Source organism: Streptomyces montanisoli, assembly GCF_017813245.1.
Lineage (GTDB): Bacteria > Actinomycetota > Actinomycetes > Streptomycetales > Streptomycetaceae > Streptomyces > Streptomyces montanisoli.
The window spans coordinates 31,690-44,308 of sequence record NZ_JAGIQL010000009.1 but is presented as its reverse complement, the minus strand read 5'-3'; the positions used below and the strand labels follow the sequence as shown (position 1 = coordinate 44,308).

Genomic DNA, 12,619 nt, shown 5'->3' with positions numbered 1-12,619 from the left:
ATGGCACCGTTGTCATCTCGTTAAGGATTTACTCCTTGACGTCGCCCGTTTGGCCGAGTTGACTTCCAGCCACCTCGGCCGCAGCGACGCGGCCTCGTCAGGGAGGTTTTTCGAAGTGAACGCTCAGATGCGTCGTGCTGCGATGGCCGCGTCCGCCACCGCAATGGCTGTCCTCCTCGCCGCCTGCGGCAGCGCCAAGCAGTCCGGTGGCAGCGGCGGCGGCGACTCCGCCAGCAAGAAGGCGAAGGGGGACGACATCACGGTCGGCCTGCTGCTGCCGGAGAACAAGACCGCTCGTTACGAGTCCCTCGACAGGCCGCTGATCACCAAGCGGATATCGGACCTCACCAACGGCAAGGGCAAGGTCGTCTACGAGAACGCCCAGCAGGACGCGACGACCCAGACCCAGCAGATGCAGACGCTGATCACCCGCAAGGTCGACGTGATCATCCTCGACTCCGTGGACTCGAAGTCGATCGCCTCCTCGGTCCAGAAGGCCAAGGACGCCGGCATCCCGGTGGTGGCCTACGACCGCCTCGCGGACGGCCCGATCGACGCCTACACCTCCTTCGACAACACCGAAGTCGGTCGGGTGCAGGCCAACGCCCTGGTCAAGAAGCTGGGGCCGAAGGCGAAGAGCGGCAAGATCGTGATGGTGAACGGCTCCGTCACGGACCCGAACGCCAAGATGTTCAAGGACGGCGCCCTGCCGATCCTGCAGAAGGCCACGACCATCGCCAAGAAGTACGACACGCCGGACTGGGACCCGAACAACGCCAACAGCGAGATGGCCGCGGCGATCCAGGCCGTCGGCAAGAACAACATCGTCGGTGTCTACTCCGCCAACGACGACATGGCCGGCGCCATCATCCAGGCCATGAAGACGGCCGGCATGGACCCGAAGAAGATCCCGGTCACGGGCCAGGACTCCACGCTCACCGGCGTCCAGCGGATCCTCGCCGGCACGCAGTTCATGAGCATCTTCAAGTCCTACCCGCAGGAGGCGTCCATCGCCGGCCAGATGGCCGTCGACCTCGCCCAGGGCAAGTCCGTGGACTCCGTCGCTCCCGACAAGAGCAACAGCAACACCACGAAGAACATCCCCACCAAGATCGTCCCGGTGGTCGCCCTGACCAAGGACAACATCAAGGACACGGTCGTCAAGGACAACTACTACAAGCTCTCCGACATCTGCACCGCGAACTACAAGGCCGCGTGCAAGGCCGCCGGTCTGATGTGACCGGTCCGGGAGCCGGGGGACACCTCCCCGCGGCTCCCGCGTGAAGCCTGTCCGGCGCCCCGCTCGACCACCGCCCCGCAAGCAGAAGCGACGGGGCGCCGGACGGAACTCTTCACCTCCCCTGCCGCCGACCCCCGGCGGCAGGTTCGCGCATGTTCTGCTCGACCTCCGCGCCACACCCCGGCGCGGCATCCCCGCCGGTCAGGCGGCGAAGGAGATGGTTCACGTGACCGCTACGCCCGTGCTGGCGTTGCGAGGGGTCTCCAAGCGATTCGGTGCCGTCCAGGCGCTCACCGACGTCGACCTTGAGATCCACGCCGGTGAGGTGGTCGCCCTCGTGGGCGACAACGGAGCCGGAAAGTCCACGCTGGTCAAGACGATCGCCGGCGTGCACCCCATCGACGAGGGCGTCATCGAGTGGCAGGGCCGGCAGGTCTCCGTCAACCGGCCGCAGGACGCCCAGCACCTGGGCATCGCGACCGTGTACCAGGACCTCGCGCTCGCCGACAACATCGACGTTGTGGGCAACCTCTTCCTCGGCCGCGAGATCCGCCGCTACGGCATCGTGCTCAACGAGGTCGAGATGGAGCGCCGCTCACGCGAGCTCCTCGACTCGCTCTCCATCCGCATCCCGAGCGTGCGCATCCCGATCGCGTCGCTCTCCGGAGGCCAGCGCCAGGTCGTGGCGATCGCCCGCTCCATGCTGGGCGAGCCCAAGCTCGTCATCCTCGACGAGCCGACGGCCGCCCTCGGCGTCGAGCAGACCGCACAGGTGCTCGACCTCGTCGAGCGGCTGCGGGCCCGCGGCCTCGCGGTCCTGCTCATCAGCCACAACATGGCCGACGTCAAGGCCGTGGCCGACCGGGTCGCGGTGCTGCGCCTGGGCGGCAACAACGGCGTCTTCGACGTCAGGACCACCTCGCAGGAAGAGATCATCGCCGCCATCACCGGCGCCACGGACAACGCCGTCACCCGGCGCGCGTCCCGTACCGCGGAGGTTCAGAAGTGAGCATCGACAAGACCTCCTCGGCGCGCCACGCCGCGGTCGACGCGCCGGGGGCGGCGGAGGGCGCCGTCGCAGCCGTCGACCCGCGTCTGCTCGTGCAGCAGGAGGGCATCGCCGGCTACGTCACCGAGTTCAAGCGCAAGATCAAGGCCGGTGAGCTGGGCTCCATACCGGTCATCGTCGGTCTGATCCTGATCGCCGCGATCTTCACCAGCCTGAACTCCAACTTCCTCGGCCCCGGCAACATCACCAACATCCTGGTGCAGATGGCTGGAACCGGCCTGATAGCCACCGGCATCGTCTTCGTGCTGCTGCTCGGCGAGATCGACCTCTCCGTCGGCTCCGTCAGTGGTCTGTCGAGCGCCATCTTCGCGGTGCTCGCCATCACGCACGGCATGAACAACATCCTGGCCCTCGTGCTGGCCCTGGCCTCCGGCGCGGTGGCCGGCGCGATCCACGGCTTCTTCTTCGCACGTGTCGGCGTTCCGGCCTTCGCCGTCACCCTGGCCGGCCTGCTGTTCTGGAACGGCCTGATGCTCCAGGTGCTCGGCCCGGACGGCACCATCAACATCCCCAGCGACAACGTCGTCTACAAGCTCGAGGGCTACTACTTCAGTGATGTCGCCGCGGCGTACATCCTGGCCCTCGTGGCCGTCGTCATCTACTTCTGGACGGCGTTCTCGCAGAACCGCCGCAGGCAGCAGGCCGGCGTGCCGGCCCGTCCGGTGAGCGACATCCTCATGCGGACGGTGCTGATCGCCATCGTGGCCTTCGGCGTGGCGATCATCTTCAACCAGTACAAGGGCCTGCCGCTGGCCGTGGTGATCTTCGTCGGCCTGCTGGTGATCACCGACTTCGTGCTCCGCAGGACGACGTACGGCCGCAAGGTCTTCTCGCTCGGCGGCAGCGTCGAGGCGTCGCGCCGTGCCGGTATCAACGTGACCGTGATCCGTATCACGGTCTTCATGATCGCGGGCTTCTTCGCCGCGCTCGGCGGTCTCTTCCTGGCCTCGCAGATCGCGGCGGCCAACCAGGGGGCCGGCGCCGGCAACCTGCTGATGAACTCCATCGCGGCGGCCGTCATCGGCGGCACCAGCCTCTTCGGTGGCCGGGGCCGCACGTGGAACGCGCTGCTCGGCGTGCTGGTGATCATCTCGATCCAGGTGGGTCTTGGCATCCAGGGCGTGGCCGCGCCCATCGTGTCCATGGTCACCGGTGCAGTCCTCCTGGCCACCGTCGTCATCGACGCCATCACCAGGAAGACCCAGAGGAGCGCGGGTCGCGCCTGACCGCGTTCCCGCAGACCGTGCCCGGCGCCTTCGCAGGTGCCGGGCACGGCCGCGTTGCCGGCGGGGCAGCCGGGCGCGGCACGGCGGGCGGGCCGCCGCGACACTCGGGCAGCAGTTCGAATCGGGGTCGTGACCGGCGCGCACACGCTGCCCTCCGGCGACCCCGAGTGCCCCACAAGACGCTGAAAACCCCTGCGTATCGAAGGGGGATGACCATGCATAACGGTCGCAAGGGCGCAAGAGGTTCAATTCGTTTGCAGCCGATGGTGTGACACACAAACGCGCCGCCCGACGAACGCCGTCGCGGGCGGAACATTAGAATCAGCGGATCGGCAGAGCTCGACCGGCTCAATCGCAAGGAGGCACGGGTGCCGTTGCTGACCCACATCAAGGGACCGCGGGATCTGGACCGCCTCGACCCCGAGCAGCTCACGCAGCTCGCGGGCGAGATCAGGACGTTCCTCGTCGACGCGGTCTCCAAGACCGGCGGCCACCTCGGACCCAACCTGGGCGTGGTGGAGCTGACGATCGCACTCCACCGGGTGTACGACTCGCCGAACGACAAGATCCTCTTCGACACGGGCCACCAGTCGTACGTCCACAAGCTCCTCACGGGCCGCCAGGACTTCGGCAAGCTCAAGGGCAAGGGGGGACTGTCCGGCTACCCCTCGCGCGCCGAGTCCGACCACGACGTCATCGAGAACTCCCACGCGTCCACGGTCCTCGGCTGGGCCGACGGCCTCGCCAAGGCCAACCGCGTCCTGCGGAAGGACGACAGCGTGGTCGCCGTCATCGGCGACGGGGCGCTGACGGGCGGCATGGCCTGGGAGGCGCTGAACAACATCGCCGCCGCCAAGGACCGTCCGCTCGTCATCGTCGTCAACGACAACGAGTGGTCGTACGCGCGCACCACGGGCGGGCTGGCCAACCACCTCGCCACCCTGCGCATCTCCGACGGCTACGAGCGCTTCCTCGCCCGCGGCAAGGACCTGCTCGAACGCACGCCGGTCCTCGGCAGGCCGCTCTACGAGACGCTGCACGGGGCCAAGAAGGGCCTGAAGGACTTCGTCGCGCCGCAGGGCATGTTCGAGGACCTCGGCCTGAAGTACATGGGACCCATCGACGGGCACGACGTGGAGGCCGTGGAATCGGCGCTCCTGCGGGCGAAGCGCTTCGGCGGCCCCGTCATCGTGCACTGCATCACCGAGAAGGGCCGCGGCTACACCCCCGCCGAGCAGGACCCCACGGACCGCTTCCACGGCATCGGGCCGATCCACCCCGACACCGGCCTGCCCATCTCGGCGGGCGGCGCGGACTGGACGTCGGTGTTCGGCGAGGAGATGCTCAAGCTGGGCCACGAGCGCGACGACATCGTCGCGATCACCGCCTCGATGCTGCACCCCGTCGGCCTCACCAAGTTCGCCGAGGCGTTCCCCGAGCGCGTGTACGACGTCGGCATCGCAGAGCAGCACGGAGCGGTCTCCGCCGCCGGCCTCGCCACCGCCGGACTGCACCCCGTCTTCGCCGTCTACGCGACGTTCCTCAACCGCGCCTTCGACCAGGTCCTCATGGACGTGGCGCTGCACCGCTGCGGTGTCACGTTCGCCCTGGACCGGGCCGGCATCACCGGCACGGACGGCCCCTCGCACAACGGCATGTGGGACATGTCGATGCTCCAGGTCGTCCCCGGCATCAGGATCGCGGCGCCCCGCGACGCCGACCAGGTGCGAGCCCAGCTGCGCGAGGCCGTCCAGGTCGAGGACGCGCCCACGGTGGTGCGGTACTCGAAGGGCGCGGTCGGCCCCGCGGTGGCGGCCGTGGGCCGCGTCGGCGGCATGGACGTCCTGCACAGGCCGGACGCCACGGGCACGGCGGACGTGCTCCTCGTCTCCGTCGGCGCGCTCGCCCCGATGTGCCTCGAGGTCGCCGACCTGCTGGGCAAGCAGGGCATCTCCACGACGGTCGTCGACCCGCGGTGGGTCAAGCCCGTCGACGAGGAGATGGTGCCGCTCGCCGAGCGCCACCGCGTCGTCGTCACCGTCGAGGACAACATCCGCACCGGCGGGGTCGGCGCAGCCGTCGCCCAGGCGCTCAGGGACGCCGGGGTGGACGTGCCGCTGCGCGACTTCGGCATCCCCGAGCGGTTCCTGCCGCACGCGTCGCGCAAGGAGATCATGGCCGAGATCGGCCTGACGGCGCCGGACATCGCCCGCCAGGTCACCGGCCTCGTGGCGCGGCTCGACGGGAAGTTCGTGGACGCGGGCGAGATCGCGCGCGACTGAGCGCGCCCGCGGGGGCCAGTGCCGTCCTGACGGCCCGTCCCCGCGGCCCGGGGCGGCCGGCCCCCGCGCGGGCTCGGCCGGCCCTGGCGTCTGTGCGCTCCCCGGCGGGGGCGACGCACTGCCGGCCCGTTGGGCGTCGGGCGGCCCTGCCCGTTGGGCGTCGGGCGGCCCTGGCGTCCGTGCGCTCCCCGGCCGGAGCGACGCACGGACCGGGTTCGTCGGGCGGCGGGCGTCCGGTGTCGGGCGGCGCTGGAGAACCGCCGCTGGAGCACGGCCGGGCGTTGGCCGCGGCGTCCGGCGAGCGCGGGAGGCCGATCACCCCGGCCGTCGGGTCAGGGCACCCGGGCCGCGGACAGCAGCGCCGCCGCCTCCTCGGCCGGCTGCTCGCCCGCCAGCGGCGCGAAGAAGCCGGCCGACGGCGCCGCCTCGAGCGTCACCCGCTCACCGCCGAGCCAGTCGGCGTCGAACCCCAGGCGCCACGAGTGCAGGTGTGTACGCGTGCCCGCCTGTGCCGCGGCCTTGTCGAACAGCGGGTCCCCCAGGATCGGATGGCCGATCCACGCGAGGTGCACCCGGATCTGGTGGCGCCGCCCGGTGACCGGCCTGGCGACCAGCAGCGTGTGCCGCGTCCCCTCGTACAGCGTGTCGAAGACGGTCGTCGACGGATACCTGCGCGTGTCCAGCAGGTCCTCGTCCGCAACCGACCAGCGGCCCTCGTCCGCCTCGCGCTCCGCACGGATGGACTCACGCGGCGCCGCGATGCGGACGCGCCCCTTCCGCCCGGCGCTCAGGGGCAGTTCGATGGTCCCGTGCCGGGGCAGCCCGACCGTCTCCGTGAGGACGAGATACGCCTTGTCGACGGTCCGCTCGCTGAACTGCCGCGTCAGACCGCCGTGCCGGTCCAGCTCCTTGGCGAAGAGGATGACGCCCGACGTGGCCTTGTCGATCCGGTGCACGGGATAGAGCTGTTCGCCCGCATCCTGCGCCAGCTCCACGATGTCCGTGCCGTGCCGCTCGCCCATCACGGAGATCCCGGACGGCTTGTCGAGAGCGAGGATCGCGGAGTCCTCCAGGAGGAGCGACGCATCGCGCAGATCGCGCCAGTTCCAGTCGGTCGTGCCCATGCTCAGTAGCGTACGCTGCGCGGACCCACCCTCCCCGCGCCGTGGACGGCCGTTCTGCGCAGCAGCTCGCGGTCCGCCGTGGCGACGAGGCAGGGCCGCCCCCGCGCCCCCGCCTCCGCCGCCAGTTCCACGATCAGATCGTCGCCGCTGCCGGAAGCCGACGCGACCCGCACACCGGGCACCGACTCCACGCCACGTGCCGCTCCCTCCACCACCAGGACCGTCTCCAGGGGCCCCGCGTGACCCGGCACGCCGCGCCCCTCGGCCGCCGCCACCGCCAAGGCGTCACGCAGGCGCTCGGCCGCGCCGCGGCGGTCCCGCCACCACCCGTCGGGGACGGAACCGACCACGTTCGCGCCGTCGACGATCAGAAGAGTCAGCACAGCCGCAGCCTCGCACACGACCGCGTTCGGCCCCCGGGTTAGGATCGGCTGTTCGTAACCTCCGCGGGTGGAGCGGGGGACACGGGAAGGTGGTGGCGGCGGGTCATGGCGCTGCGGTCCGCGCGGGCACGGAAGAAGTCCGAAGACCCCGGCCGGGGTGCGCCGGCCCCCGGCCCCGCCGCGAAGAAGCGTGGCAAAGCAGTACCGGACGGCGCCGTTCCGAGGCCCACCGCCGGACGCTGGCTGCTGCGGGGGAAGGACGGCAGGCTCTCCGCGTACGCGCAGGTCGACGACGCGGCCGTGTGGTGGACCGAGACGGTGGCCGGTGGACCGTACTTCACCGGCCCGCAGCGGCTGCCCGCCGGCGGCACGGCGATCAGCATGACCACCGCCCAGAGCGCCGAGGGCTACGCGCACCTGGTGGCCCTGCGCAGACGTCCGGCGCCCGACGACGGCGACCCGCTCATCGACCTGGTCCACGCGATCCAGTACCAGTCCGGGCGGCCGCTGCGCACGTGGCAGTCCATCCCGAGTCCCTACCGCACCCGGGCCAAGTCGGCGAAGATGGGCGTTCCCGCCGTGCTGCTCGACGGGCACGGCGGACTCCACGTGTACCTGCAGAACGCCGAGGGCCGCCTCTCGTTCCGCAGGCAGACGCCGAAGGGCCGCTTCAACGACTGGGAGCGGGCGAGCGTCGAGGGCACACCCATCAAGGCCGAGGCGTACGCGGTGCTCGGCGACGACGGCGTGATCGACGTGCTCGGCCCCGCCGCGGGCCGCGTGCTGCACTGGCGTCTGCGGGGGCACGAGGGCGAGGCCGAGCGCGTCAGCGAACTGGAGCTCGACGCGGCGGTCGCACCCGGCACGCTCTCGTCCGAGCGCACCTCGCCCTCCCACCGCACCTACTTCTGGCGCGACGCGGGAAGCGCCGGGGTGCGCGCCTGGCGACCGGGGAGCGACCCGGCCGACCTCGGCGGTCCCGGCAGCGGCCCCGTGTCCGTCCTGCGCACGCCCGTGGACGGCGTGGACTGCACGATCCTCGCGGGCCGGGGGCAGGACGGCCGTCCGGCACTCGCCGCCTACCCGACGGAGGACGAGGAGGCGGGCCTGACGTGGGTTCCCTCCGGCGAACCGTGCCGGGGAGCGCCGGCACTCGCACTGGACGGCGCGGGCAGGGTGACGCTGGCCGCCATCGGCGCGGACGGCTCCCTGCGGATCGCCCGGCAGAAGGCGGAGACCGGCCTGGCTTTGGAGGCCTGGACGCGACCGGCTGGCTGACGCCCGTGGCGCCCTGGCGCCCGCCTCACGGCTTGCGCCCCCTACGGGAAACTCCCGCCGGGGCGGCCCTCGCGCGGCGACGCGGACCCTGACGCCGTATCCGGGCAACGGGGCTGCGCACCCTGACTTCACCCCCGAACGCCGTGCCATCGCGTTTCTGCCACGTCCCGGCCGGTGATGCCCCCTTCGGAAACGCGGAGCAGCGCATCGACGGGGGCACACCATGACAACGCCGGCAATCACGCCATCGCACCACCTCGGGGGCGGCACCGGGCGCGAGCACACATCGGGGTGGTCCGCATCCGGGGCGGCGCCCGCCGGGTGGCACCTGTGCGCATCGGGGTCACGGCCCACGACACCGGGCCCACCTCCTTGGGAAAGGGAGACCCGGCTGTTCATGATCGCTGCCCCACCGCCCGAAGGGAACGCGATGAGAGCAGCACTGAGGTACGGCGCGCTGGCGGCGCTCGGCTCCCTGACCCTCTCGACGGCCGTCGCCGCCCCTGCACACGGCGCGGACGCCGCGGGTACGGCGAGGCCGCCCTACGAGCGCTTCGACCCCTTCGCCGGCGGCCGGGCCGTGACGGCGCACGAGCTCGCCGCGGGGCCCGCGGCACGCGGTGTCGCGCTCGCCGCACGCCGGGCGGCGGCCGCGGGCATCGCGTTCGGGCCGTGCCCCAAGGAGGAGATGCTGCCTGACCCCGTGACCTGCGGCACCGTCCAGGTCCCGCTCGACTACGCGCACCCGGAAGGCCGCGAGATCGCGCTGACCGTCAGTCACGTCAAGGCTCGTGGCAAGCCATCCGAGCGGCAAGGCGCCCTCGTCTACAACCCGGGCGGCCCCGGCGCCTCCAGCATGTCGTTCCCCATGGTGGCGGACCTGCCCGAGTGGAAGAAGATCGCGGCGGCCTACGACATCGTCGGCTACGCGCCGCGCGGCGTGGGACACTCGGCGCCGCTGTCCTGCGAGAGCCCGCAGGACTTCGCGAAGGCGCCGACAGCGGCGCCCGAGCACCCCTCACGGGCCTACAAGCGCCAGCGGGTCAAGGAGGCCAAGGCGTACGCGCGCGCCTGCGCGGCGAAGGCGGGCGACGCGCTGCCCCACTACACGTCGATCAACAACGCGCGCGACCTCGACGTGCTGCGGGCCGCGCTCGGCGAGAAGAAGCTGACGTTCATGGGCGCCTCCTACGGCACCTACTTCGGCGCCGTGTACGCGACGCTGTTCCCCTCCCACGTGCGGCGCATGGTGTTCGACTCGGCAGTCGACCCCGACCCGTCACAGGTCTGGTACGGCGACAACATGGAGCAGTCGGCGGCGTTCGAACGCCGCTGGGCCGACTTCCGCACCTGGGTCGCCCGGCACGACGCCGTCTACCACCTGGGCACCACGGCGGCGGGCGTCGAGCGCAGCTACGAGGAGGTCAGGGCACGCGTCGCGCGCCGGCCGGCGGGCGGCACCGTCGGCACCGCCCAGCTCCAGGCCGCGATGCTCTCCGCGGGCTACTACGACGACTACTGGGCGATGCGGGCGACGGCGCTCTCGGAGTACCTCAAGGGCGACGAGAAGCCGCTCGTCGAGCAGGCCTCACCCCTGACGCTCCCAGAAGCCGAGCGGGAGGCGGAGAACGCCAACGCGGTCTACACGGCGGTGGAGTGCAACGACGCGCCCTGGCCGGGTGACTGGCGCGACTGGGACCGCGACAACACGGCCCTCGCGCGCACGGCACCCTTCGAGACGTGGGACAACGTCTGGCAGAACCTGCCCTGCGCCTACTGGCCCGCGCCGCACCGGCGCCCGGTCGACGTGCGGACCGCCCCCGGCGCCCTGCCACCGACACTGATCCTCGCCGCCGAGCGCGACGCGGCCACGCCGTACGAGGGAGCGCTCGAGCTCCAGCGCAGGCTGGCCGGTTCCTCGCTGGTGACCGAGCGCGACGCGGGCACCCACGGCATCGCGGGCGGACCCAACGCGTGCGTGAACGCCTACATGACCGACTACCTGCTGACGGGACGGACGCCGGGGACCGCGGCGAGCTGCGCGCCGCACAAGGCCCCGAACCCGGTGTCCCTGGCGCGCGCGAAGGCGCCTCGCCGGGAAACGTCCGGCTCGCGGGCGCTCAGCACGCGGGCACTCCGCACGAGCGTGCTGCCGGGGCCGGCATGACGGCGTGCGGGAACGCGCCCGCGGAGGGCCGTTCAGCCGCCGGTCGCGGCGGTCGGCGCCGAGGCCGCGGCACCCTGGCCGCCATCGCCATCGCCATCGCCATCGCCGTCCGGGCCGTCGCCGCCCGCTGCCTTCGCCTTCGCCTCGGCCGCCTCGCGCTCGTCGCGAACGTCCCGGCGGAACAGCACCCACCAGCCCACCGGCACGCCCGCGGCGAAGAGCCACCACTGGATGGCGTAGGGCAGGTGCACGCCCTTGCCGACGACCGCCATGGAGCCGCTGTCGGCGTTGGGGCCCGGCACGAGCTCCGCCTCCTCCGACGCGGGCGGAGTGGGCTTGGTGGACTCCAGCTCCATGTAGCCCGCGACCACGGGCTCCGGCAGGTTCTTGGCCTGCTCCTCGCTGTTGATGATCATGTACTGCTTGGGCGGCAGCCCGACCCTGTGGTGGATGCCCGTGGACGCGTACGTCTCGTCCGGGCGCAACCGCCCGACCACCTTGACGGTGCCCTGCGGCGCCTTCGGGACGGGCGGGTAGGCGGTGCCGCTGTTGTTCGCCGGCTTCACCCAGCCGCGATTGACCAGGATCGCGTCACCCGAGGCGGTGATGAGCGGGGTGATCACGTGGAAGCCGACCGTCTCGCCATGGGCGTCGGTGCGCTGGCGGATCACGAACTGGTGCGCCGGGTCGTAGTGGCCGGTGGCGCTGACCGTCCGGTACAGGTCTCTGAACGGCACGGTGCCGCCCGGCTTCGACAGCGAGGTCATCGCAACCGTCGGCGCGCTCAGGTTTCCGTTGATCAGCGCGTTGTTCCTGTTCGTCTCCTCGTACCGGTGGTACTGCCACAGGCCCAGCCGGTAGAAGGTCGGGATCAGGGCGGCGAACACCAGAGTAAGGATCACCCAGCGCCGGGTCAGCAGGGTACGCAACACCTCACGACCGTACCTCCACGCCCCGGCGGCCCAGCAGCCGCCCCGCCTTCGGCGGCATGTCCGACATGCGCCGGCCGGCCCCGGACGGCACGCGCGCCCGGACGCCGGGCGGCATCCAACGGCAGCGGGCCGCCCGGCCCCCGGTTCTCAGGCGAGCCCTGCGACCAGGTCCGCCACCGACTTGCGGCGGCCCGTGAAGAACGGCACCTCGATGCGGACGTGGCGGCGCGTCTCCGAGCCCCGCAGGTGACGCATCAGGTCGACGATGCGGTGCAGCTCGTCGGCCTCGAACGCGAGGATCCACTCGTAGTCGCCGAGCGCGAACGACGAGACCGTGTTGGCCCGCACGTCCGGGTAGTCGCGCGCCATCATGCCGTGCTCGGCGAGGAGCCTGCGCCGCTCCGCGTCCTCCAGCAGGTACCACTCGTACGAGCGCACGAACGGGTACACGGCGACGTAGTCGCGCGGCGTCTCCTCCGCGAGGAACGCGGGCACGTGCGACTTGTTGAACTCGGCGGGCCGGTGCAGCGCCATGTTCGACCACACGGGCTTCAGGGCGCGTCCGAGGCGTGTGCGGCGGAAGCGGTTGTAGGCGTCCTGGAGCTCGTCGGCGGTCTCCGCGTGCCACCAGATCATCACGTCCGCCTCGGCCTTCAGGCCGGAGACGTCGTACGTGCCCCGGATGGTGATGCCCTTGGCGGCCAGCTGGTCGAACAGGTCCTGGACCTCGTCGGCGTAGCCCGACCTGTCCTCGGGCAGCACGTCGCGCAGCTGGAAGACGGACCACAGGGTGTAGCGGACGACGTCGTTGAGGTCCCGGGCCTTCTTGCCCGCGTGCGGGGTCTTGTCCGGAGAGGGTGCAGCAGTCATGGGACCCATTCTCGCGCGCCCCGGCCACTGCTCCCGCCCGGGGTCACC

10 protein-coding genes are annotated in these 12,619 nt (G+C 71.5%); 6 read left to right on the top strand and 4 right to left on the bottom strand.

The genetic code is table 11. The features are described from left to right. The first annotated feature begins 115 nt into the window (after nt 1-115). From JFN87_RS04350 to dxs, 4 genes are all read left to right on the top strand, one after another. On the top strand, nt 116-1,240 hold the full coding sequence (locus JFN87_RS04350) for a sugar ABC transporter substrate-binding protein (protein WP_209338513.1): 1,125 nt from the start codon (nt 116-118) through the stop codon (nt 1,238-1,240). A gap of 217 nt (nt 1,241-1,457) precedes the next feature. Beyond that, entirely contained in the window at nt 1,458-2,249 is a 792-nt protein-coding gene (locus JFN87_RS04345; RefSeq protein WP_209338512.1) for an ATP-binding cassette domain-containing protein, read from the top strand. Further along, nucleotides 2,246-3,535, top strand: coding sequence for a sugar ABC transporter permease (locus tag JFN87_RS04340; RefSeq protein ID WP_209338511.1), 1,290 nt, complete (start codon nt 2,246-2,248; stop codon nt 3,533-3,535). Before JFN87_RS04345 ends, JFN87_RS04340 begins: the two co-directional genes overlap by 4 nt. A gap of 368 nt (nt 3,536-3,903) precedes the next feature. After that, nucleotides 3,904-5,817 carry a 1-deoxy-D-xylulose-5-phosphate synthase gene (gene dxs, locus JFN87_RS04335; RefSeq protein ID WP_209338510.1) on the top strand — a complete coding sequence of 638 codons (1,914 nt, stop codon included), beginning with the start codon at nt 3,904-3,906 and terminating at the stop codon, nt 5,815-5,817. A 332-nt stretch (nt 5,818-6,149) separates the two neighbouring features. Here dxs and JFN87_RS04330 read toward each other — a convergent pair whose 3' ends face one another. Together JFN87_RS04330 and JFN87_RS04325 are read right to left on the bottom strand one after the other, a co-directional pair. Next, nucleotides 6,150-6,941 carry an RluA family pseudouridine synthase gene (locus tag JFN87_RS04330; protein WP_209338509.1) on the bottom strand — a complete coding sequence of 264 codons (792 nt, stop codon included), beginning with the start codon at nt 6,939-6,941 and terminating at the stop codon, nt 6,150-6,152. A 2-nt stretch (nt 6,942-6,943) separates the two neighbouring features. Further along, nucleotides 6,944-7,321 (bottom strand): PIN domain-containing protein, encoded by a 378-nt coding sequence (locus JFN87_RS04325; protein WP_209338541.1) that lies wholly within the window; start codon nt 7,319-7,321, stop codon nt 6,944-6,946. A gap of 108 nt (nt 7,322-7,429) precedes the next feature. Between JFN87_RS04325 and JFN87_RS04320 the strand changes: the two genes are divergently transcribed. Together JFN87_RS04320 and JFN87_RS04315 are read left to right on the top strand one after the other, a co-directional pair. Next, nucleotides 7,430-8,602: a PLL family lectin gene (locus tag JFN87_RS04320; protein ID WP_245178713.1), complete on the top strand. Its 1,173-nt coding sequence runs from the start codon at nt 7,430-7,432 to the stop codon at nt 8,600-8,602. Between the two features lie 430 nt (nt 8,603-9,032). Then, the gene (locus JFN87_RS04315) at nt 9,033-10,769 is read left to right on the top strand and encodes an alpha/beta hydrolase (RefSeq protein ID WP_209338508.1); all 1,737 of its coding nucleotides are present in this window, start codon (nt 9,033-9,035) and stop codon (nt 10,767-10,769) included. Nucleotides 10,770-10,801: 32 nt separating this feature from the next. Here the strand turns inward: JFN87_RS04315 and JFN87_RS04310 are convergent, their stop codons facing one another. Further along, nucleotides 10,802-11,701: an SURF1 family cytochrome oxidase biogenesis protein gene (locus tag JFN87_RS04310; protein ID WP_209338507.1), complete on the bottom strand. Its 900-nt coding sequence runs from the start codon at nt 11,699-11,701 to the stop codon at nt 10,802-10,804. A 147-nt stretch (nt 11,702-11,848) separates the two neighbouring features. Then, nucleotides 11,849-12,580 (bottom strand): hydrogen peroxide-dependent heme synthase, encoded by a 732-nt coding sequence (gene hemQ / locus JFN87_RS04305; protein WP_372449177.1) that lies wholly within the window; start codon nt 12,578-12,580, stop codon nt 11,849-11,851. Between the last annotated feature and the right edge of the window lie 39 nt (nt 12,581-12,619).